Source organism: Micromonospora sp. NPDC049645 (genome assembly GCF_040675155.1).
Taxonomy (GTDB): domain Bacteria; phylum Actinomycetota; class Actinomycetes; order Mycobacteriales; family Micromonosporaceae; genus Micromonospora.
Genome location: NZ_JBFAOI010000008.1, coordinates 161182 through 183347, shown reverse-complemented (window position 1 = coordinate 183347; position 22166 = coordinate 161182). Strand labels below are relative to the sequence as shown.

Genomic DNA, 22166 nt, shown 5'->3' with positions numbered 1-22166 from the left:
CTCCGGGCGGTGCGGCTCCGCGGGCCGCACCTGGGGTTCCGGGCAGTCGCGAGCCTGGTCCCAACAGGCAGGAGCGTCGCCCGCCGCCCACGACCCCCGGGCGGCGGGCGACGCACCCGCCGGTCCGCCGGCCGGGTGTGGTGTGGGGAAGCATCCACACCCGGCCGGCCGCACCCGGTGCGTCTTCCTCCGCACCACCCGACCTCGGCGTCTCGTCGGCGGCATCAGCCCACCGGAGCGACGCCTCGGCCACGTGGAGGAGAGACATCCATGCCGACCAACCCGGCTCAGGCACCGACGGTGCCGGCGCACGTGCTGCCACACCGCACCCCCGCCCAGCTCCTCACGTTGGCCCGCCGTGGGCTGGTCGAGGCCGGCCAGACCCGACCTGACGGCCTGCGCTACGCGGCTGCCCACCTGGCGGCCCTGCGCGCGGCCGCCGCCCTGCTCGCGGCCCGGGCCCGACCCGCCCCGAGTCGACGCAACCGGATCACCAGCGTCTGGGTCCTCCTCTGCGCCGTCGCTCCGGAGCTCGACGAGTGGTCCCGGTTCTTCGCCGCCGGGGCCAGCAAGCGTGCCGCCGCCGAGGCCGGCATCCCCCGGGTGGTCAGCGCCCGGGAGGCCGACGATCTGCTCCGCGCCGCCGAACAGTTCGTCACGGTGGTGGAGACCGCGCTCGGTGTCGCCCACCAACCGGCCCTGGACGGCCTTGCCGCCTGATCCCGCCGTGCCACCGGCCGCCCCTCGGGGAGCCGGGCGGCCGGCGGCGCGGTGCCGCTGGACGAGCGGCTCAAGCGACGGCGTGCCGGTCCTGATCTGATCCACAGCAACGACGGGGGAGTTGGTCCAATGGCGGGCCGCATGGTGGTCGGTTCCGCCGCACTGGCCGATCTGGTGCGCCCGGCGAGCGCACCCGACCCGGTCGGCGGCCACCGGGTGCTGCCGGTGGTGCCCGAGCTGACCGGTCTGCTGCCCAACCGGGGCCTGCGCCGGGGCAGCACCATCGCGGTCGCCGCCGGCCAGCCCCGCCGCAGCGGTGGCACCTCACTGATGCTGGCCCTGCTCGCCGAGGCGTCCCGGGCCGGCTCGTGGTGCGCCGTGGTCGGTGTGCCGACGTTCGGCGCGGGCGCCGCCGCCGAGCTGGGCATCGCCCTGGACCGGCTGGCCCTGGTGCCGAACCCCGGCCCCGAGTGGGCCACCGTGGTCGCCGCGCTGATCGACGGGGTGGACGTCGTGGTCACCACCGTGCCGGCCACGGTCTCCGCCTCGGTGGCCACCCGGTTGGCCGCCCGGGCCCGCCAGCGCGGCAGCGTGCTCGTCCCGTACGGCCGGTGGGACGGCGCCGACGTGACGCTGCAGGTGGTCCGGGGGGTCTGGGAAGGGCTCGGGCGGGGCCGGGGGCGGCTGCGCCGCCGGGAGATCACCGTCTCGGCGCGCGGGCGCGGGGCGGCCGCCCGACCCAAGGAGATCAAGGTCTGGCTCCCGGGTGACGAGCTGACCCGGGTGATCCCTCGTACGCTGCCGTCGCCGGTGGGCCGATCGGCCGCGCCACTCGCCCTGGTCGGTCGGGGGTGACCGGCTCGCCGGCACGCACCCTGCTGCTGTGGTGCCCGGACTGGCCGGTGCTCGCCGCCGAGATCGTCGACGGGGTGCCGGCGACCGGCCCGGTCGCCGTGCTGCACGCCAACCGGGTGGTCGCCTGCTCCGAACGGGCCCGTGCCGAGGGGGTGCGTCGAGGGCTGCGCAAGCGGGAGGCGCAGGGTCGCTGCCCGCAGCTCACCGTGGTGGAGTACGACCCGGGCCGGGACGCCCGGGCGTTCGAGCCGGTGGTCGCCGCGGTGGAGGAGTTGGTCGCCGGCGTCGAGGTGGTCCGTCCGGGCGCCTGCGCGGTGGCCGCCCGGGGGCCGGGCCGCTACCTCGGCGGTGAGGAGGCGGCCGCCGAGCGGATCATCGAGCACGTCGCCCAGTCGTGCCTGGTGGAGAGCCAGGTCGGCATCGCCGACGGGGTGTTCGCGGCCGGGTTGGCCGCTCGCGCCGGCCGGGTGGTGGCACCGGGCGCGACACCGGAGTTCCTGGCCGGGTTGCCGGTCGAGGCGCTCGGCCGCTCGGCGCTGGCCGACCTGCTGCGCCGGCTGGGGGTGCGGACCCTCGGCGACTTCGCCGCCCTGCCGGCCGGCGACGTGCTGGCCCGGTTCGGGTTCGACGGTGCGCTGGCCCATCGACTGGCCGCCGGGCGGGACCACCGCCCACTCGCCGTCCGGCAGCCGCCGGCCGACCTGACGGTGACCGCAGAGCACGACGACCCGATCGACCGGGTCGACGCGGCGGCGTTCGTGGCTCGGGCGCTGGCCGAGCAGCTGCACGAGCGGCTGGCCGGGCACGGGCTGGCCTGCACCCGGCTCGGCATCGAGGCGGTCACCGAGCACGGGCAGGAGCTGCACCGGGTGTGGCGGCACGACGGCCTGCTCACCGCCGCGGCCATCGCGGATCGGGTGCGTTGGCAGCTCGACGGTTGGCTCTCCGGCAGCAACGGTCGGGCCGGTGCCCGACCGGCCCGACCGACGGCCGGCATCATCCGGCTGCGACTGATCCCGGACGGGGTGATCGCCCAGGCCGGTCTGCAGGCCGGCCTCTGGGGGGAGACCGGCGAGGAGCGGGAACGCGCGCACCGGGCGCTGAGTCGGGTGCAGGGCATCCTCGGCCCGGAGGCGGTGGTCACCGCGGTGCTCGGCGGTGGGCGTTCCCCGGCCGACCAGGTGCGACTGGTGCCGTGGGGCGACGAACGCCTGCCCGCCCGCCCGCCCGCTCCACCGTGGCCGGGCCGGCTGCCGGCACCCGCGCCGGCGGTGGTGCTGCCCAGCCCGCTCGCGGCGACCGTGCACGACGCCGCCGGCGAGCCGGTGGTGATCAGCGCGCGGTTGGCGGTGAGCGCCCCACCGGCCCGGCTGGTGGTCGGCGCCGGCCAGCCGGCGGAGATCGTGGGCTGGGCCGGCCCGTGGCCGGTGGACGAGCGCTGGTGGGCGCCGGCCGAGGCCCGTCGCCGAGCCCGGTTCCAGGTCAGCCTGGCCGATGGTGCCGCCCTGTTGCTTGCCGTCGAGGCCGGGCAGTGGCTGGTGGAGGCGATCTATGACTGAGCCGGTGCTTTCCCGGCCGGAGGCGGATGCCCCGACGAGCGATATGACTGTCAGGCATATTCATGCCTCTGAGGCATATCGCTCGCCGGCGGATCCGGCCGCCGTGGTCCGGCCACCCGTGAGGGCACCTCGATGAGTTTCCACAACCCGAAGATGCCCTGGTCGGAGCTGGAGCGGGTGCTCTCCGGGCGGGCCGGCGGCGGCAGCGGCAGGTCGGGCGGCGGGCGGTCGCGCGAGGAGCGGCACCTGCACGTCGTGGACCCGCTCGCCGTGGACGCCGACGGTGGCGACTCCCCGGCCTGGAGTCGCCACCGCGAGCAGTACCAGCCGCCGGAGCTGACCCGCCCCGACGACGTGGTGCCCTACGCGGAGCTGCACGCGCACACCAACTTCAGCTTCCTCGACGGTGCCAGCCACCCGGAGGAGTTGGCCGAGGAGGCGGCCCGGCTGGGGCTCACCGCGCTCGCCGTCACCGACCACGACGGCTTCTACGGGGTGGTCCGCTTCGCCGAGGCGGCTCGTACGCTGGGCCTGCCGACCATCTTCGGCGCGGAGCTCTCCCTCGGGCTGCCCGGTCCGCAGAACGGCGAACCCGACCCGCACGGCGCGCACCTGCTGGTGCTCGCGCACGGTCACGAGGGGTACGCCCGGCTGGCCACCACGATCGCCCGCGCCCAGCTACGCGGCGGGGAGAAGGGCCGCCCGGTCTACGGGGAGCTGGAGGAGGTCGCCGCCGAGCTGCGTGACCACGTGCTGGTGCTGACCGGCTGCCGCAAGGGGCACGTGCCGGGGGCGTTGCTCACCGACGGGGTGGAGGCGGCGGCCCGCGAGTTGGACCGGTTGACCGCGCTCTTCGGCGCGGAGACGGTGGCGGTGGAGCTGACCGACCACGGTCATCCCGTCGACGCCGACCGCAACGACGCGCTCGCCGAGCTGGCCGCCGCTGCCGGGCTGCCGACCGTGGCCAGCAACAACGTGCACTACGCCAGCCCCGGCCGGCGTCGGCTGGCCACCACGGTCGCCGCGGTCCGGGCCCGACGCAGCCTGGACGAGATCGACGGCTGGTTGCCCGCCGCGGCCACCGCCCACCTGCGCAGCGGCGCGGAGATGGCGGCCCGGTTCGCCGCGTACCCGGGCGCGGTGGCGCGGGCCGCCGAGTTCGGCGCCGAGCTGGCGTTCGACCTTCAGCTCGTCGCGCCGCAGCTGCCGGCGTACCCGGTGCCGCCGGGGCACACCGAGATGAGCTGGCTGCGGAAGCTGACCGCCGACGGGGCACACGAGCGCTACGGGCCGCCGCAGGCACACCCGACGGCGTACGCGCAGCTCGACCACGAACTGAACATGATCGAGGAGCTGGGTTTTCCCGGCTACTTCCTGGTTGTCTACGACATCGTCACGTTCTGCCGGGAGCAGGACATCTACTGCCAGGGCCGGGGTTCGGCGGCCAACTCGGCGGTCTGCTACGCGTTGCGGATCACCAATGTGGACGCGGTCCGACACCAGCTGCTCTTCGAGCGGTTCCTCGCCCCGGAACGGGACGGCCCACCGGACATCGACGTGGACATCGAGTCCGACCGCCGGGAGGAGGTGATCCAGCACGTCTACACCCGCTACGGCCGGGAGCACGCCGCCCAGGTCGCCAACGTCATCTCCTACCGGCCCCGCTCGGCCGTGCGGGACGTGGCCAAGGCGTTCGGCTACTCGCCGGGGCAGCAGGACGCCTGGAGCAAGCAGATCGACAGGTGGGGCTCGGTCGCCACGGTCGATGTGGAGAACATCCCCGAGCAGGTGGTGGAGTACGCCAACGAGTTGCAGACGTTCCCTCGGCACCTGGGCATCCACTCCGGAGGCATGGTGATCTGCGACCGGCCGGTGATCGAGGTCTGCCCGGTGGAGTGGGGGCGGATGCCCGGACGCAGCGTCCTGCAGTGGGACAAGGACGACTGCGCGGCGGTGGGCCTGGTCAAGTTCGACCTGCTCGGCCTGGGCATGCTCTCCGCCCTGCACTACGGCTACGACATGATCGGGTCCCGGCTCGACCTGGGCGACATGACCCTGGACGACCCGGAGGTCTACGACATGCTCTGCCGGGCCGACTCGGTCGGGGTGTTCCAGGTGGAGAGCCGCGCCCAGATGGCCACCCTGCCCCGGCTCAAGCCCCGCGAGTTCTACGACCTGGTGGTCGAGGTGGCGCTGATCCGACCCGGCCCGATCCAGGGTGGCTCGGTGCACCCGTTCATCCGGCGCAAGAACGGCCAGGAGCCGGTGACCTTCGCGCATCCGCTGATGCGCAACGCCCTGGAGAAGACCCTCGGGGTGCCGCTGTTCCAGGAGCAGCTGATGCAGCTCGCCATCGACCTGGCCGGCTTCGACGCGGCCGAGGCCGACCAGCTGCGCCGGGCGATGGGCGCCAAACGGTCGGTCGAGCGGATGACCCGGATCGCCGACCGGCTCTACGCCGGAATGGCCGAGCGGGGCATCACCGGCGAGCTGGCCGACGACGTCTACCGCAAGCTCACCGCGTTCGCCAGCTACGGCTTCCCGGAGAGCCACGCGATGAGCTTCGCCTACCTGGTCTACGCCAGCTCCTGGCTCAAGCGTTACCACCCGGCGCCGTTCCTGGCCGCGCTGCTCAACGCCCAACCGATGGGCTTCTACTCGCCGCAGACCCTGGTCGACGACGCCCGCCGGCACGGAGTGGAGGTCCGTCGTCCGGACATCAACGCCAGCGGGGCGCTGGCGGTGCTGGAATCCACCCCGGACACCCGGTGGGGCAGCGGGCCGGGGGAGCCGCCGCACGCCTGGGGGCTGGGTGGGCCGGCGGTCCGGCTCGGTCTGTCCAGCGTGCGGACCCTCGGCGCCGACGTGGCCGAACGGATCGAGGCCGAACGGGTCGCCGATGGACCGTACCGGGACATGCCGGACCTGGCCCGGCGACTCGGTCTCACCGCCGCGCAGTTGGAGGCGCTGGCCACCGCGGACGCCTTCGCCTGTTTCGGGCTGACCCGGCGGCAGGCGCTGTGGGCCGCCGGCGCGGCGGCCCAGGACCGGCCGGGCCGGCTGCCCGGCACGGTGACCGGTGCGGCGGCGCCCACGCTGCCCGGGATGGAGGCGGTGGACCGGCTGGTCGCCGACGTGTGGGCCACCGGGTTGTCGCCGGAGAGCCATCCCGCCCGGTTCATCCGGGGTCAGCTCGACGTGCTCGGCGCGGTGCCGATCGCCCGGCTCGGCCGGGTGGAGCCGGGGCAACGGATCCGGGTCGGCGGCATCGTCACCCACCGGCAACGTCCGGCGACCGCGGGCGGGGTCACCTTCCTCAACCTGGAGGACGAGACGGGGATGCTCAACGTCACCTGTTCGCCGGGGCTGTGGCAGCGCTACCGGCGGGTGGCGCGGACCAGCGCCGCGCTGGTGGTCCGGGGGCGGTTGCAGCGGCACGAGGGGGTGACCAACCTGGTCGCCGACCGGCTGGACGCCATCGAGCCACCGGTCAGCCCCGCCTCCCGTGACTTCCGTTGATTCAGTGATCCACATTACGGTTTCCCGGGCCGTCGAGCGGGAGACTCGTCCCGAGCGGGCAGAGCGGCCCGTGATCCGTGAGGGGGACGACAGTGACGGGTAATCACGCGTACACCGGTGGAATCGCCAACGCCCGGCGGACCAGACTGGGCGCCGGCTGGGTGCCGTCGCACCTCGCCGACCCCCGCGAGTACGAGGTGACCAACGGTCCGGTGGCCAACGAGCGCCGGTCCCGGGCGGAGGACGAGGTCGAGGGCGCCGAGTCCTGACCACTAGGCTCGGCCGGGTGGAGCAGACCCGAGGCCGGTTCGCCGAGCCGCCGTTGACACCTCGCACCGCCGTGATCTGGTCGGTGCTCCGCGCCGAGCTGGACCGGCGCGGCGACGCCGAGCTCACCGTGCTGGACGTGGGCGGCGGCACCGGCGGTTTCGCCGTTCCGCTGGCCCGCGCCGGGCATCGGGTCACCGTCGTCGACGCCAGCCCCGACGCGCTCGCCGCGCTCACCCGCCGCGCCGCCGAGGCCGGGGTGGCCGGCCGGATCGCCGCGGTGCAGGGCGACGGTGACGCCCTCGCCGGGCTGGTCGAGCCGGCCGGGGTCGACCTGGTGCTCTGCCACGCCGTCCTGGAGGTGGTCGACGACCCCACGCCGGTGGTGGCCGCGCTGGCCACCGCGCTGCGTCCGGGTGGCGCGGCCAGTGTGCTGGTGGCCGGCCGGGCCGCCGCCGTGCTGGGCCGTGCCATGAACGGGCACCTGGACGTCGCGACCGCCCTGGCCGCCGACCCGGCCGGCACCGCGGGGCCGCGCGACACGCTGCGCCGACGCTACGACGCCCCCGGCGCCGCCGCGCTGCTCGGCGCCGCCGGGCTGGTGGTCGAGGAGATCCACGGGGTACGCGTACTGGCCGACCTGTTGCCGGCCGCGGTCGCCGACGGGCAGTCCGCCGCCCTGGTCGAGTTGGAACGCGTGCTGGCCGCCCAACCGCCGTACCGCGACCTGGCCGCCCAACTGCACCTCTTCGCCCGCCGGCCGGCATGATCGCCGAGTCGGGGAGGATGCCGGCGCCGCTGGAGATCCTCGGGCCGGACCACGGCGGTGGCCGTCTCGCCGATGTGCTGCCCAGCGCGCTGGCCGTGCTGGGTGTGCCCGGCTCGACCGACCCGCTCGGGCTCGTCCCCGCGTTGGCCGGGGTACGCCGGGTCGCCGTGCTGCTGGTCGACGGGCTCGGGTGGTACCAGCTGCCGACCGCCGCGCCGTACGCGCCGACCCTCGCCGGGCTGGCCGCGACGGTGGCCCGGCCGCTCGTCGCCGGGTTCCCGTCCACGACCCCGACCAGTTTGGTGTCGCTGGGCACCGGTGTCGCGGCCGGCGCGCACGGGGTGCTCGGCTTCACCGTCCGGGTGCCCGGCACCGATCGGGTGCTCACCCACACCGACTGGACCGCCGACCCGTCGCCGCTGGCCTGGCAGCCGGTGCCCACCCAGCTGGAGCGGGCCCGCGCCGCCGGCGTGACGACGACCGTGGTGAGTCGGCCGGAGTTCGGCGGCAGCGGGTTGACACTGGCCGCCAACCGGGGCGGCGACTTCCGCGGCGCCGCCGGCGGGGACGCGGTGGCCGCCGCCATGCTGGCCGCGCTGGCCGCCGGCACCGGGCCCACCCTGGTCTCCGGCTACCACGCCGACCTGGACCGGCACGGCCACCTCAGCGGCGTCGACTCGGCGCCCTGGCGAATCGCCGCCACCGAGGTGGACGCGCTGGTCGCCCGGTTGGTCGACGGGCTGCCGCCGGACGCGGCGCTGCTGGTGACCGCCGACCACGGGCAGCTCGACATTCCGGCCGCGCATCGCTTCGACCTGGACACCGATCCGCGACTGCGGGCCGGTGTGCGGCTGGTCGCCGGCGAGGCGCGGGTGCGCTACCTGCACGTCGAGCCGGGCGCGGTCGACGACGTGCTGGCCGCCTGGTCGGAGGTGCTGGGCGCCGCGGCCCGGGTCCGTACCCGCGCGGAGATGGTGGCCACCGGCTGGTTCGGGCCGGTGCCCGAGGAGCACCTGGGACGGATCGGCGACGTGGTGGTGACCTGCGACGACACGTACGCGGTGATGGCCAGCCGTACCGAGCGGCCGATGGCGTCGAAGTTGGTGGCGTACCACGGGTCGGACACCGCCGCCGAGCTGACCGTCCCGTTGCTGGTCGTCCGGGGCTGACCGGGGACGGTCCGGCCCGCTGGTCGCTGGTGGTGTCGTACCTCCGGGTTAACCTGCCGGGATGGGCCGCAGTCAGTCGTTGCCCCGGGGCGACGATCCGCGCTTCGGGCCGGATGCCGACGACTCCGGCAGCCCGATCCTGCACGTCGACATGGATGCCTTCTTCGCCGCCGTCGAGGTGCGCCGCCGGCCCGAGCTGCGCGGCCGCCCGGTGGTCGTCGGCGGTGTCGGGCCGCGGGGGGTGGTCAGCTCGGCCAGCTACGAGGCCCGCCGGTACGGCGTCCGCAGCGCGATGCCGACCAGTCAGGCCCGGGCCCGCTGCCCCCAGGCGGTCTACCTGCCCCCGGACTTCACCGCCTACACGGCCGCCTCCCGGGCCGTCATGCAGATCTTTCGGGACGTCACGCCGCTGGTCGAGCCGCTCTCGCTCGACGAGGCGTTCCTCGACGTGACCGGCGCCCGTCGGCTCTTCGGCTCCCCGGCCGCCATCGCCCGGCTGATCCGTCGCCGGGTCGCCGACGAGCAGGCGTTGACCTGTTCGGTCGGGGTGGCGCCGAGCAAGTTCGTGGCCAAGCTGGGTTCCACCCGGGCCAAGCCGGACGGGCTGCTGGTCGTGCCGCCCGGGCAGGTGCTCGACTTCCTGCACCCGCTGCCGGTGGACGCGCTGTGGGGGGTGGGGGAGCGTGCCGCCGAGTCGTTGCGCCGGCTCGGCCTGGCCACCGTCGGCGACCTCGCCGAGGCGCCGGTGGGCATGCTCCGCCGGGCGGTCGGTGCCGCCTCGGCGTCACACCTGCACGAGTTGGCCTGGGGGCGCGACCCGCGTCGGGTCAGCCCCGAGCACATCGACAAGTCGATCGGCGCCGAGGTGACCTTCGACGTCGACGTGGTCGACCCGCTGGAGATCCGCCGGGCGTTGCTCGCGCTCAGCGCGAAGGTCGGCGTCCGGTTGCGCGGTTCCGGGCAGGTCGGGCGCACCGTCGCCCTCAAGGTTCGGCTGGCCGACTTCCGCACCGTCAGCCGGTCTCGCACCCTCGACGTTCCCACCGACACCGCCCGCGAGATGTTCGACACGGTCTGGGCGCTCTACACCGCGTTGGACCCGGGCGAGCCGATCCGACTGGTCGGTGTCCGGGTGGAAGGGCTCGCCCCGGCGCAGGGCGCTGCGCGGCAACTCACCCTCGGCGCGCCCGAGCGCGGCTGGCGTGAGGCGGAAGCTGCCGCGGACGCCGCCGCTGCCCGTTTCGGGCGGTCCGTCATAGGTCCGGCCAGTCTGATGGGCGACCGTGATCCCCGTCGAAACGAAAATCCACCCCGCCCGTAGGTCGTCCCGCTTTCCGACGCGCGAGCCCCCTCGTAGACTTGCGGGTAAGCAGCCGGTTGGCTGCCACGGTCTGTCGGCCCGACCGGGCCCGACCAACGTGACCGGGGAGGAGTGCCGTGCCGCTCTCGGAGCACGAGCAGCGGCTGTTCGAGCAGATCGAGCGGTCGCTTGCCGAGGACCCCAAATTCGCCTCGGCCGTGCGCGCCAGCGATCCGCGCTTCCACGCGCGGCGTCGCCTGCTCGTCGCCGCCGGCGTCATCATCGCTGGCTTGGCTCTACTGGTCTATGGCGCGGTGATCAAGACTCCACCACTGGCGGTGGCGGGCTTCGTCGTCATGCTGGCGTCGGCCGCGTTCGCGGTGCAGTCGCACCGGCGGGCGCAGTCACCCGACCTGCACGTGGTGGGCGGCACGACGAGTCGTCGTCGTCCCCGCGGTGGCCGATCCGGTCGCAAGTCGTCACTCCTGGACCGCATGGAGGACAGGTGGCGGCAGCGCCCGGAGGGGCACCGCTGAGCCGGTCCCGCCGCTGAGGCGGGCCGTACACCGCGACGAGCGGTCGCCGGGCACAGCCCCCGGCGACCTCCGTCGCATCCGCGCGTCCTTCCCCGCTCCAGCCCCTCGGATGGCCACCCCACGGGTGGGTCTCGGTCAACCTCCGGACCGAGACCACCCCAGCGGTGGCTCCCGGTCAGCGGGCCGCCCGGTCGGCCAGCAGCCGTCGAGGGTTCCAGCGCAGCAGTCGATACCGGGCCCGCCCGGTGAGCGCCACCATTCGCCCGGACCGGTCCGCCATGGCGGTACGCCAGCGCAGCAGCACCGACGGCGGCAGCACGGCGGCGAGCAGCCGGGTCCGCCGGTCCGCCCGAGCGGTGAGCGCCGTGCGGACCGCCCGCAGCGCCGGCAGCAACCGCTCACCGGTCAGCGGATCCCGCGCGTAGCGGGCCCGCTCCTCCGCCCGGCCGAGCAGCCGCGCCGCCCCGACCGCCGCGGAATCGTCGTCGAGAGCGTCCCGGACCAGCCGGTCCGCGGTCGCCCGGGGCGTCTCGGTCGGATCGACCCGGACCCGGAAGTCCACAAGCGTGTCGAGCAGCTCCGCCCAGGCGGCGTGCGCGTCCGCGCGGGCCTGGTTGGCGTCCGCGCCGATCACCACCGGTCGCATTCCCGGCTCGCCGGCCTCGTCGACGCCGGCGGGGACCATCGTCGCGCTCACCGCTCGGCCACCCCGTCGGCGGCGCAACGCCATCCGGAGCACAGCGGGCACCGCGAGGAGTGCCAGCAGGGCCAGCAGACCCCCAGCCCACCAGGGCCAGACCGGCGGCTGCTCGTTCGGCGTCGTCCCGCCGAGGGCCAGCCCGTCGTCGATGTCCCGATCGGCGTTGTCCGGCCCGGCCGGCCCGGCCGACGCCTCGGGGCCCGTCGGGGTGTCCGTGACTCCACTGCCCGGGGTGGACGGCTCCGGCGCGTCGGTGTCCGGCGCCCAGGCCGACCGGGTGGAGCCCGGCACCCCGTACGCCGGGGTGGCGTCGAACGGCACCCAACCGGCCCCGTCGAAGTAGACCTCGGTCCAGGCGTGCAGGTTGAGGTTGGTCAGCGTGAACGTGTCGCCGTCACGATTGCTGCCGTTGGTGAACCCGAACGCCACCCGGGCCGGGATGCCGGCCGAGCGGACCAGCCAGGCCATCGCGGCGGCGTACTGCTGGCAGTAGCCGACCTTGTTGGTCAGGAAGTTGACGATGTCCTGACCGCTGCTGCCGCTCTCGGTGCTCAACCGGTACTTGAATCCGTTGTCCGCGGAGAAGTGCTGGTAGATCGCCAACACCCGGTCATAGTCCGTGCGCTTGCCCTGGACCAGCGCCTTGACCAACTCCTCCACCTCGGGCACCGGCCCGGGGGTGGCGGTCATCTGCCGGCGTACCGGGTGGTCGGTCGGCAGTGACGGCGCGGCCCGCAACGCGGCGGGTGTGAACGTCGAGCGGATGTAGTCGAAGGAGTACTTCCGGCCCCGGGAGTTTTCCCGGTTGGAGAAGACGACCTGCTGGTTGCTGTCGTAGAGCCAGTTGCCGTTGAGGTTCTCGGTGCGGGTCGGCTCGGCGTACACCGGCATCAGCGACATGCTCAGGCTCTTGGTGACCTCGACGGTGGCCCGGTAGGAGGTCTGCCGCACGCCACGGCCGGCCCGCTCGGCGGGGTCCGGCAGGTCCCGGTTGACCGGCCGGCCGCTCGGGCTGCGCGCCTGGAAACCACTGGGGCGCAGCTCGTCCGCGACGGCGTAGCGCAGGTAGAACGGGTCCGGCTCGGACGTGGTCACCTTGACCAGGTCGGCCACCTGGGACTGATTGAGTTGACCGGCGAGGGAGGCGAACAGGTCGATCCGACCCGACGTGCCGCCCGACCCGGCGCCGTTGCCGGTGCCGTTGCCCGGCCCCCGGCTGAGGGAGTCGAGCAGCCCGCCGGTCATGCCGGGCACCGCGAGCGGCAGCACCACCGCCAGCGCCACCCCGACCACGGCGAGCCGCCGGCCGGCAGAAGCCAGCGGGGAGGGCTCCCACACGTCGACGTCGCGGCCGTCACCGGTGAACCGGCGTCCGAAACGGCGTACCCGGTCGACGTTGTCGGTGACCAGCAGCCAGAGGTAACCGGCGGCGCCCACCACGAACGGCGTCGCGGGGACGCTGTCCACGTAGACGGCGACCGGCACCGAGTAGATGGCGAGCATCGGCAACCCCGCCAGCGCCGGCCGGCGCAGCCCCACGGCCAGTACGTCCACCAGCACGGCGACCCCGCCGACGCCGAGCACGGCGATGAACAGCAACGGGTCGGTGTCCGGAACCTCGACCCCGTAGGAGCGCATGTCCTGCATGGAGCCGGCGAGCAGGTCGTTGAAGTACGCGAGGGTGCCCGGCGTGGGCACGATCGCGAGCAGTTCCTTGCCGCTGGGGAACAACCAGGTCAGCGCGAACATGAGGCCGGCCAGCATGCCCAGCACCTGACCCCACAGTGGCGCCCGGGCGAGTCGGGTCAACGCGGCCACCCCGGCCACCACGGCGACCGCGATGATGGACTCGATCAGCCACGTCCAGCCCTGGAAGATGGCCGACAGCGGCGCGGCGGCCAACAGCGTGGCGGCGGCAGCCACCACGCCGATGTTCCGACTGCTGATCATGAGGGGAGCCTTCCGTTCATCGCACACCGCCGGCGACCGTCTCGGCCAGCGCGGCACGCAGGGCGAAACCCTGGGAGCCCCGGCCGGCCTGCGGCCACAGTGCCGGGAGTCGAGCGCCGTGGTCGACGCCGACCACCCGCCAGCCGCTCTGCAACATGGCGAGGACGGCGGCGGCGTGCGCGTGCTCGGCCTCGGCGCGGGCCTTCTCCGGCAGGCTGAGCCAGGTGGAGCTGTTCAGCAGGAAACCGACGCAGGTGGCGCCGTTGCCCCGCAGCCCGGCCAGCAGCTCCGCCTCGGCCACGCTCACCGTGCCGAACAAGCCGATGATCAGGCCTCCGTCGGCGCGCTGGCGGACCCGCTGCACGAGCCCGGTGACCTCGGCGCGCTGATCCAGCCGGACCTCGGCGAGGTGGTCGAGCAGCGCCCCGTCACCACCGGCCTCGGAGGCGTCCACATCGGCGCCCGAGCCGGTGACCAGGCGCAGCTTGTAGCCGGCCTGCCGCAGGTGCACGGCGATGCTCGCGGCGGCCGAGACGGACCACTCGAAACTGGCCGTCGGCCCCTCGCCGCGGTGGCCGTGCGCCCGGGTGTCCAGCACGACGGTGGCCCGGCTCTCCCACGGTTGCTCCTCGCGGCGCACCATCAGCTCGCCGGTGCGCGCGGTGGACTTCCAGTGCACCCGACGCAGGTCGTCGCCGCGCCGGTACTCCCGGGTCGCCGCGTCGTCCTCGCCGTGCACCGCCACCGAGCGGGCCCGACTGTCGCCGCTGCCCGCGTACTCCCCGGGGAGCCGGACCGACGGCAGCGCGGTGACCTGCGGGATGACCGTCAGGTGGTCGGTGCTGGGAAAGGACCGGGTGAGCTCGCAGAGGCCGAACGGATCGGTCATCCGGACGACCAGCGGGCCCACGTCGTAGCGGCCCCGCACGTCGGCCCGGACGGTGTACGCCACGGAACTGGCCTGGTGCGCGCCGAGCCGCTCCAACACCACCCGGGGTCGGCTGCCCAGCGCGTACGGCAGCCGGTCCTCCAGGAGCAGGGTGCCGGTCGGCAGCCGGGAGAGGTTCTGAAGGCGCAGCACGACCCGGGAGTTCGCGCCGACCGGGACCCGGTGCGGGTCCAGGGAACGGTTGCAGGCCAGCTTGTAACGGCTGCGCCCGACGTAGGCGGCGGCCAGCAACGGCAGGATGGCCAACAGCGCAGCCACCCGGAGCAGGTCCTTCTCGCCGAGGATGCCGGCCGAGATCGCCGCCGCGACCGCAGCGGCGAGGAAGGAGCGCCCGCGGGTGGTCAGCCCGCGCAGCCCGGCACGCACGTCACGGCCTCCGCGGCTCGTAGGGTGCGCGGCCGTTGCCGGTGGCGGGCCGGGTGTCGTACGGGTTGCGCTGCCGGTCGTGTGGCAACGGCAGGCGGTGCACCAGCTCGGAGACGATCGCGTCGGTGGTGCGTCGGGCGAGCTGCGCGTCGGCGGTCGGGATGATCCGGTGTGCGAGCACCGGCACCGCCAGCGCCTGCAGGTCGTCGGGGAGGACGTAGTCGCGGCCCTCCAGCGCGGCGACCGCGCGGGCGGTGCGCAGCAGCTGCAGGGTCGCCCGGGGGGACGCGCCGAGCCGCAGGTCGGGGGCCTCGCGGGTGGCGGTGACCAGGTCGATCGCGTACTGCTTGACCGCGTCGGCGACGTGCACCTGCCGGACCGTGGCGATGAGCTGCCGGACGATGGCCGCGTCGGAGACCGCGCGCAGCTCGTGCAGCGGATCGGTGGCGCCGTGCCCGTCGAGCATGGCCAACTCGGCGTTGGAGTCCGGGTAACCCATCGCGATGCGGGCGGTGAACCGGTCGCGCTGCGCCTCCGGCAGCGGGTAGGTCCCCTCCATCTCGATCGGGTTCTGGGTGGCGATCACCATGAACGGGGTCTGTAGCTGGTAGGTCACCCCGTCGACGGTGACCTGCCGTTCCTCCATGCACTCCAGCAACGCCGACTGGGTCTTCGGCGAGGCCCGGTTGATCTCGTCGCCGACCACCAGGTTGGCGAACACGGCACCGGGGCGGAACTCGAAGTCGTGCGTCTCCTGGTTGTAGACGCTGACCCCGGTGACGTCGCTGGGCAGCAGGTCGGGCGTGAACTGGATCCGTCGCACGGTGCAGTCGATGGACCGCGCGAGGGCCTTGGCAAGCTTGGTCTTGCCGACACCCGGGACGTCTTCGATCAGGAGGTGACCCTCGGCGAGCAGGACGGCCAGGGCGAGCCGCACGGTGGCGGTCTTACCCTCGATGACCTGCTCGATGTTGGCCACGATGGCCTCGCTGGCGGCGCGGAACTCGTCGTGCGGCAACAGGCCGCCCACCTCGTCCCAGGTCTGTTGTGTCACGGGCCTCCTCCTCGTCGCCGTCACGGCAGCTCTGTAAAGAGCACCTGGACCCGCCGTTGGGTTCGCGACGTCGAGCCTCGTTTGCCGCAGGAATCTCACTGGTCTCTCAGGCTAACCATGTTTGTCGTTATCGCCGACCCCCGCAGGTAGTCCGTCGGTTACGCACCGATATTCGCCATGTCGAGGGAATGGCCGCGGCACGCCCCCGGGGCCGGCACGCGAAACCGTGAGCGAGGTACACTGCGGGACATGGCCGGAGTCTTCCTGCTTCTTACCGGGCCGTGCTGATGCGCTGAACGCAGCGACAGCACGGCGGCCCCTCCTGCGCGAGGGGCTTTTTTGTGCCCTCCGCCGGCCCGGCCCGGCGGTGCCGAGACGAAGCGAAGCGAAGCGAGGAGAGACGATGAGTGAGGCAGCCGCACCGGCGGGCGACATTCCCCCGTTCCGGTACACCGCAGCCCTGGCCGACGAGATCGAGATTCGTTGGCAGGACACCTGGGCGCGCGAGGGCACCTTCCACGCACCGAACCCGACCGGCCCGCTGGCCGACCCGACCCACCCGCGCGCCGGCGCGGAGAAGCTGTACGTGCTGGACATGTTCCCGTACCCGTCCGGCGCCGGCCTGCACGTCGGGCACCCGCTGGGCTACATCGGCACCGACTGCTACGCCCGCTACCAGCGGATGGCCGGCCGCAACGTGCTGCACGCGATGGGCTTCGACGCGTTCGGCCTGCCCGCCGAGCAGTACGCGGTGCAGACCGGAACGCACCCCCGGACGACGACCGTCGCGAACATCGAGCGGTACAAGGCGCAGCTGCGCCGGCTGGGGCTGGCGCACGACGAGCGTCGGTCGGTGGCCACCATCGACACCGACTTCTACCGCTGGACCCAGTGGATCTTCCTGCAGATCTTCAACTCCTGGTACGACCGCGACGCCGGCCGGGCCCGTCCGATCGCCGAGCTGATCGCCGAGTTCGAGGGCGGCAACCGGCCCACCCCGGACGGCCGCGCCTGGGCCGAGCTGAGCGTCGCCGAGCGCCGCCAGGTCGTCGACGACCACCGCCTGGCGTACGTCTCGCAGGCACCGGTGAACTGGTGCCCGGGGCTGGGCACCGTGCTGGCCAACGAGGAGGTCACCGCCGACGGCCGGTCCGAGCGCGGCAACTTCCCGGTCTTCAAGCGCAACCTGAAGCAGTGGATGATGCGGATCACCGCGTACGGTGACCGGCTGCTAAACGACCTGGACAGCCTGGACTGGCCCGAGCCGATCAAGCTGATGCAGCGCAACTGGATCGGCCGGTCCACCGGCGCCCACATCGACTTCCCGACCACCGCGGCGCCGGTGCGGGTGTTCACGACCCGACCGGACACCGTCTTCGGGGCCACCTACATGGTGCTGGCGCCCGAGCACGAGCTGGTCGACACGCTGGCGCCGGCGGCCTGGCCGGACGGGACGAGGGACGCCTGGACCGGCGGGCACGCCAGCCCCCGGGAGGCCGTCGAGGCGTACCGCAAGGCCGCGGGCGCCAAGACCGACGTCGAGCGGCAGGCCGACACCAAGGAGAAGACCGGCGTCTTCATCGGCGCGTACGCCACCAACCCGGTCACCGGCGGCCAGATCCCGATCTTCATCGCCGACTACGTGCTGGCCGGCTACGGCACCGGCGCGATCATGGCGGTGCCGGCGCAGGACGAACGGGACTGGGCGTTCGCCGAGGTCTTCGAGCTGCCCATCGTCCGCACCGTGCAGCCGGCGGAGGGCTTCGACGGCAAGGCGTACACCGGTGACGGCCCGGCCATCAACAGCGCCGCGCCCGAGCGCGGCCTGGACCTGAACGGCCTGGGGGTCGCCGACGCCAAGGCGGCGATCATCACCTGGCTGGAGGCGAACGGGCACGGCACCGGCGCGGTGACCTACCGGCTGCGCGACTGGCTGTTCTCCCGGCAGCGGTACTGGGGCGAGCCGTTCCCGATCGTCTACGACGAGACCGGCGCGGCCATCGCCCTGCCCGAGGAGATGCTGCCGGTCGAGCTGCCGGAGGTGGACGACTTCTCCCCGAAGACGTTCGACGCCGACGACGCCGACAGCACCCCGGAGACCCCGCTGTCGCGGCGTCGCGACTGGGTCGGGGTCGAACTGGACCTGGGTGACGGGCCGAAGCGCTACACCCGGGAAACCAACGTGATGCCGCAGTGGGCCGGCTCCTGCTGGTACGAGCTGCGCTACCTGGACCCGGCCAACAGCGAGCGGTTCGTCGACGCGGAGAACGAGCGGTACTGGATGGGCCCGCGCGGCGAGGGCGACTGCGGGGGCACCGACCTGTACGTCGGCGGCGCAGAGCACGCCGTGCTGCACCTGCTGTACGCGCGGTTCTGGCACAAGGTGCTGTTCGACCTGGGGCACGTCTCGTCGTTCGAGCCGTTCCGCAAGCTGTTCAACCAGGGCATGATCCAGGCGTACGCGTACACCGACTCGCGCGGCAGTTACGTGCAGGCCGAGGAGGTCTTCGAGCGCGACGGCGCCTACTACCTGGGCGATCTGGCGGTCAACCGCGAGTACGGCAAGATGGGCAAGTCGCTGAAGAACGTGGTGACCCCCGACGACATGTGCGCCGCCTACGGCGCGGACACCTTCCGGGTGTACGAGATGTCGATGGGCCCACTGGAGGTGTCCCGCCCGTGGGAGACCCGGGCGGTGGTCGGCTCGTACCGGTTCCTGCAGCGGGTCTGGCGGGCCGTCGTCGACGAGCAGACCGGCGTGCTGCGGGTCACCGAGGACCCGGCCGACGAGGCGACCCGCCGGCTGCTGCACACGGTGATCGACGGGGTCCGCGTCGACATGGACGGCATCCGGTTCAACACCGCGATCGCCAAGCTGATCCAGCTGACCAACGGGCTGACCGGGCTGTCGGCCACGCCCCGCGAGGTGGCCGAGCCGCTGGTGCTGATGGTGGCGCCGTTCGCCCCGCACCTGGCCGAGGAGCTGTGGCGCAAGCTGGGCCACGACACCTCGCTGACGTACGCGGACTTCCCGACCGCTGACCCGGCGCTGCTGGTGGCCGACACGGTGACCTACCCGGTGCAGGTCAACGGCAAGGTCCGTGGCCGCATTGAGGTCGCCGCCGACGCCGCCGAGGAGACCGTCCGCGCGGCGGCCCTGGACGCGGTGGCCGCGACCCTGGCCGGCAAGGAACCCCGCAAGGTAATCGTGGTCAAGGGCCGAATGGTCTCGGTGGTCGCCTGACACCATGGCCGACCCGGGGCACGCGGTCCTGGGTGCTCAGCGGTCCTGGGTGCTCAGCGGTCCTGGGTGCTCAGCGCACGCACGCAGCGTGACCTGAGCGGCGGCGGACACCGGAACGAGCGTTATGACTCAGGGGCATATTTATGCCCCTGAGTCATAACGCTCTTCGGGGCATTGCCCTACCGAGCCGGGCGCGGGGCGGCGGCGAAACGGCCGGTGGAGTTGCTCTCGGCGGGCCGTCGTTCGGCCCGGGCACGGTCAGACCGACACGCGGCGGCGACGCTCGGCGCGCCACCACTGGCCGATGATCACCACGCTGGCGATCAGGCCGAGGCTGGCCGGGGCGGCGGCGTACCAGTTGACGTGGCCGGGGGAGCTGGCCGCCGCGCCGATGGCCGCGTAGCCGAAGGCGGTCGGCGCGGACGCGATCACGCTGCCGGCCAGGAACGGCAACACTCGTGCGCCGGTCGTGCCGTAGCCGTAGCTGACCAGCCCGAAGCCGGCGATCGGCAGCAGTCGGACGGTGACCACACCGAGCACACTCTGCCGGGCGAACCAGCCGTCGAGGCGGGCCAGGCGACCACGGACCCGTTCGGCGACGAACTCCCGACCGAGCAACCGGCCGACCGTGAACCCGATCGCCGCGGCCACCAGCGCGGCGCCCAGGGCGTACCCGGCGCCTTCCAGCGGGCCGAAGATCGCGCCGGCGGCGAGCGTGATGAAGGTTCGGGGAACCAGCGCGACCAGCAACAGCGCGCCCCCGAGGATCGCCGCCACCGGGGCGAGGTCGCCCAACCGGTCGGCCAGCAGCGGCAGCTGCGCCGGGTCCGGCCGGGGCGCCAGGAGCAGCAGTAACCCGCACCCGCCGATCAGCAGGACGAGCAGGGCGAACCGGGCGGCCGACGGCTGCCGGAGCAGCCGCCGGACGGCACGGATCATGCCCGGGCGGCGGCCACTGCGGAGCGGCGCTCGTTGCGGAGCCGGTCCGACCAGGTGTCGTCCAGTGGCGGGAGCTGGTGCGCGCCGGTGGCCCAGCGCAGCAGCAGGTCGGCCAGGCCCGGGTTGCGGGCCAGCGCCGGGCCGTGCGAGTAGGTGCCCAGCAGCTTGCCGCGCCAGGCGCCCTCGGTGGCGCCGTCGTTGCCCACGCCGGCGGTGACCCGGGCCAGCGGGGAGACCTCCGGGCCGAGGTGGGTGCGGCCACCGTGGTTCTCGAAGCCGGTGAGCGGGGGCAGGCCCAGTCGGGGGTCGATCTCCCCGGCCAGCTCGCCCACGGCCCGGCTCGGACCCCGGTCGGACTGGAGGTCGAGCAGCTCCAGCCCTCGGCACTGCACGCCCTTGGCGAAGAACGAGGTGCCGAGCAGTTGGTAACCGGCGCAGACGCCGAACACCACCGAGCCCTGGGCGACCGCGCGGTGCAGGCCCCCGTCGGCGAGCAGCCGCTGCGCGCCCAACGCCTGCGGGCCGTCCTCGCCGCCGCCGACCAGGTAGATGTCGGCGGTCGCGGGCAGCCGCTCGTCGGAGCGGACCTCCAGCACCTCGACCGGCATTCCGCGTTGACGGGCCCGACGGGCGAGGATCAGGGCGTTGCCCCGGTCTCCGTAGGTGGAGAGCAGGTCGGGGTAGATCCAGACGATGCGCAGGCTCTCAGATGACACGGTCCAACTCCGCTCGGATGTCCTGGAACGCGGTGTAGTTCGCGATGACCTCCAACCGCCCGGGCGGGACCGACCGGACGGCGTCGTCGAACGTGCGGACGTGCTGGAACGGCACGTCGTTGACGTCCAGCCGAACCGCCAGGTCGTATGCCCGGTCGCCGGTGATCAACACCTGCCGGCCGCGGAGCGGGGCGAAGTCGACGTCGAAGAGCCAGGAGGTGTCCAGGCCGTCGGGGTCGCGCGCGTTGATGGAGAGCAGGGTCGGCGCGTCGTCGGCCATGTCGAACGCCTCCAGCCAGCTGGCCGGGTTCTTGGCCAGCAGCAGCCGGATGTTGCGCCCGTCCTTGTCGACCTGGGCGTAGCGACCGGCCACCGAGGTGACGATGCCGAGGCGGGACACCGCGTCGACCGGGCGGACGCCGAACTCGGCGGCCACCGCCAGCGCCGTCGCCGCGTTGCCGAGATTGACCTTGCCGGGCAACTGGAGGGAGACCTTGTGCCAGGCGCCGGTGGGGTCGAGCACGCCCTCGTCCTCGACGACCCACTGCGGCTCCGGGCGGCGCAGCGGGCAGCCGGTGCACCACCACTGCTCGCCGGAGCGCTGGATGGTGGAGCCGCACTCCGGGCAGACCCAGGAGTCGTCGTGCCACCGCTGGCCGGCGCTGAACCAGGTCACGTGCGGCGGTTTGATGCCCCGGGCGGGGTCGCCCGGCGGGGTGGCGGCCCACACCACCATCGGGTCGTCGGCGTTGGCCACCACCCGTACGTCGGTGTGCCGGACCAGCGCCGCGCGCCAGAGCTGCGCCATCATGGCGACCTCCTTGGCGCGGTCGAGCTGGTCGCGGGAGAGGTTCAGCAGCGCGACCACGTGCGGCTCGGTCGCCTCCAGCACCTGGGCGAGGTAGTGCTCGTCGACCTCCAGCACCGCGTACGGGGTGCTGCCGGCCTTGGCCAGCGCCGAGGTGTGCCCGCTGGGCATGTTGGCGCCGAACGAGTTGGTGGCGACCCGGCCGAGCACGCCGACCGCGGCGGAGGTCAACCGGGTGGTGGTGGTCTTGCCGTTGGTGCCGGAGACGAGCGCGATCGCACGCCCGGCCGACAGGTGGGCCAGCAGGTCCGGGTCGATCTTCAGGCCGATCCACCCGCCGATCACCGAACCGTCGCCACGGCCGGCCGCCCGGGAGAGCGCCGCGGCGGTCCGTGACACGGAGCTGGCCACCTTGGCCCGTAGGGGCATTTTCGCGTCCGTCACGCGAGCGAGGTTACCGGACCGCCCGCCCCACCAGATCGCCGCCGACGGTGAACCGTTCGGCCGTGGTGGCTGCGCGGGCGGCCGGGTCGGCCTCCCCCGGACGGAGTCGATCTATGTCGGAAAGCGGACCACGCCGAGGGGCGGCCGGCGCCCTCCACTCCGCTCCACCCCCTGTGACGTGCGGTTTTGCCTCTGGATCGGGCGCGCCACGCGGGCGAATCTGGTTGCGGGTGGAGGGAAGTGGAGTAGAGTGGGGACCAATGGTGAGGCCGGGAGGGCTCACCGGCCCGGGGGGTCAGCGG

The 22166-nt window shown here is 73.7% G+C and carries 16 protein-coding genes; 10 read left to right on the top strand and 6 right to left on the bottom strand.

Annotation, left to right across the window (positions count from 1 at the left end):
- Positions 1-270: 270 nt before the first annotated feature.
- The 9 genes from AB0J33_RS19785 to AB0J33_RS19745 all read left to right on the top strand — a co-directional run bounded on the left by AB0J33_RS19785 (position 271) and on the right by AB0J33_RS19745 (position 10694).
- Positions 271-720, top strand: a complete 450-nt coding sequence (locus AB0J33_RS19785) for an SAV_6107 family HEPN domain-containing protein (protein WP_007463070.1) — start codon at positions 271-273, stop codon at positions 718-720.
- A 129-nt stretch (positions 721-849) separates the two neighbouring features.
- Positions 850-1575, top strand: coding sequence for a hypothetical protein (locus tag AB0J33_RS19780; RefSeq protein WP_363615460.1), 726 nt, complete (start codon positions 850-852; stop codon positions 1573-1575).
- A complete protein-coding gene (locus tag AB0J33_RS19775; protein ID WP_363615459.1) occupies positions 1572-3134 on the top strand; it encodes a DNA polymerase Y family protein in 1563 nt (520 codons plus the stop codon). Before AB0J33_RS19780 ends, AB0J33_RS19775 begins: the two co-directional genes overlap by 4 nt.
- Positions 3135-3266: 132 nt before the next feature.
- On the top strand, positions 3267-6653 hold the full coding sequence (locus AB0J33_RS19770; protein WP_363615458.1) for an error-prone DNA polymerase: 3387 nt from the start codon (positions 3267-3269) through the stop codon (positions 6651-6653).
- A 92-nt stretch (positions 6654-6745) separates the two neighbouring features.
- Positions 6746-6922 (top strand): hypothetical protein, encoded by a 177-nt coding sequence (locus tag AB0J33_RS19765; protein WP_363615457.1) that lies wholly within the window; start codon positions 6746-6748, stop codon positions 6920-6922.
- The gene (locus tag AB0J33_RS19760) at positions 6919-7689 is read left to right on the top strand and encodes a methyltransferase domain-containing protein (protein ID WP_363615570.1); all 771 of its coding nucleotides are present in this window, start codon (positions 6919-6921) and stop codon (positions 7687-7689) included. Before AB0J33_RS19765 ends, AB0J33_RS19760 begins: the two co-directional genes overlap by 4 nt.
- Before the next feature lie 17 nt (positions 7690-7706).
- Entirely contained in the window at positions 7707-8858 is a 1152-nt protein-coding gene (locus AB0J33_RS19755) for a nucleotide pyrophosphatase/phosphodiesterase family protein (RefSeq protein ID WP_363615456.1), read from the top strand.
- 61 nt (positions 8859-8919) lie between these two features.
- Entirely contained in the window at positions 8920-10179 is a 1260-nt protein-coding gene (locus AB0J33_RS19750; RefSeq protein ID WP_363615455.1) for a DNA polymerase IV, read from the top strand.
- 116 nt (positions 10180-10295) lie between these two features.
- Complete coding sequence (locus tag AB0J33_RS19745; RefSeq protein WP_238642524.1) at positions 10296-10694, top strand: DUF3040 domain-containing protein; 399 nt, start codon at positions 10296-10298, stop codon at positions 10692-10694.
- A 175-nt stretch (positions 10695-10869) separates the two neighbouring features.
- Here AB0J33_RS19745 and AB0J33_RS19740 read toward each other — a convergent pair whose 3' ends face one another.
- Genes AB0J33_RS19740 through AB0J33_RS19730 form a run of 3 tightly spaced genes read right to left on the bottom strand, consistent with a single transcriptional unit; the run spans position 10870 to position 15713 of the window.
- A complete protein-coding gene (locus AB0J33_RS19740) occupies positions 10870-13344 on the bottom strand; it encodes a DUF3488 and transglutaminase-like domain-containing protein (protein ID WP_363615454.1) in 2475 nt (824 codons plus the stop codon).
- Positions 13345-13360: 16 nt separating this feature from the next.
- Positions 13361-14659, bottom strand: coding sequence for a DUF58 domain-containing protein (locus AB0J33_RS19735; RefSeq protein WP_363615453.1), 1299 nt, complete (start codon positions 14657-14659; stop codon positions 13361-13363).
- A 1-nt stretch (position 14660) separates the two neighbouring features.
- On the bottom strand, positions 14661-15713 hold the full coding sequence (locus AB0J33_RS19730) for a MoxR family ATPase (RefSeq protein ID WP_030334536.1): 1053 nt from the start codon (positions 15711-15713) through the stop codon (positions 14661-14663).
- Positions 15714-16116: 403 nt separating this feature from the next.
- Here AB0J33_RS19730 and leuS point away from each other — a divergent pair, with 403 nt between their 5' ends.
- Entirely contained in the window at positions 16117-18957 is a 2841-nt protein-coding gene (gene leuS, locus AB0J33_RS19725; protein WP_363615452.1) for a leucine--tRNA ligase, read from the top strand.
- A gap of 258 nt (positions 18958-19215) precedes the next feature.
- On the opposite strand, the gene AB0J33_RS19720 is transcribed toward leuS, so the two are convergent.
- The 3 genes from AB0J33_RS19720 to AB0J33_RS19710 are packed head-to-tail and all read right to left on the bottom strand — an operon-like array spanning position 19216 to position 21849.
- A complete protein-coding gene (locus tag AB0J33_RS19720) occupies positions 19216-19896 on the bottom strand; it encodes a VTT domain-containing protein (protein ID WP_363615451.1) in 681 nt (226 codons plus the stop codon).
- Positions 19893-20612, bottom strand: a complete 720-nt coding sequence (locus AB0J33_RS19715) for a glutamine amidotransferase (protein ID WP_363615450.1) — start codon at positions 20610-20612, stop codon at positions 19893-19895. The genes AB0J33_RS19720 and AB0J33_RS19715 overlap by 4 nt, the downstream gene beginning before the upstream one ends.
- The gene (locus AB0J33_RS19710) at positions 20602-21849 is read right to left on the bottom strand and encodes a MurT ligase domain-containing protein (protein ID WP_363615569.1); all 1248 of its coding nucleotides are present in this window, start codon (positions 21847-21849) and stop codon (positions 20602-20604) included. The genes AB0J33_RS19715 and AB0J33_RS19710 overlap by 11 nt, the downstream gene beginning before the upstream one ends.
- Between the last annotated feature and the right edge of the window lie 317 nt (positions 21850-22166).

Coding starts and splice junctions, on each gene's coding strand:
- AB0J33_RS19755 (WP_363615456.1), top strand. CDS start 7,707: ATGCCGGCGCCGCTGGAGATCCTCGGGCCGGACCACGGCGGTGGCCGT.
- AB0J33_RS19780 (WP_363615460.1), top strand. CDS start 850: ATGGCGGGCCGCATGGTGGTCGGTTCCGCCGCACTGGCCGATCTGGTG.
- AB0J33_RS19750 (WP_363615455.1), top strand. CDS start 8,920: ATGGGCCGCAGTCAGTCGTTGCCCCGGGGCGACGATCCGCGCTTCGGG.
- AB0J33_RS19785 (WP_007463070.1), top strand. CDS start 271: ATGCCGACCAACCCGGCTCAGGCACCGACGGTGCCGGCGCACGTGCTG.
- AB0J33_RS19740 (WP_363615454.1), bottom strand. CDS start 13,344: ATGATCAGCAGTCGGAACATCGGCGTGGTGGCTGCCGCCGCCACGCTG.
- AB0J33_RS19710 (WP_363615569.1), bottom strand. CDS start 21,849: ATGCCCCTACGGGCCAAGGTGGCCAGCTCCGTGTCACGGACCGCCGCG.
- AB0J33_RS19770 (WP_363615458.1), top strand. CDS start 3,267: ATGAGTTTCCACAACCCGAAGATGCCCTGGTCGGAGCTGGAGCGGGTG.
- AB0J33_RS19720 (WP_363615451.1), bottom strand. CDS start 19,896: ATGATCCGTGCCGTCCGGCGGCTGCTCCGGCAGCCGTCGGCCGCCCGG.
- leuS (WP_363615452.1), top strand. CDS start 16,117: ATGAGTGAGGCAGCCGCACCGGCGGGCGACATTCCCCCGTTCCGGTAC.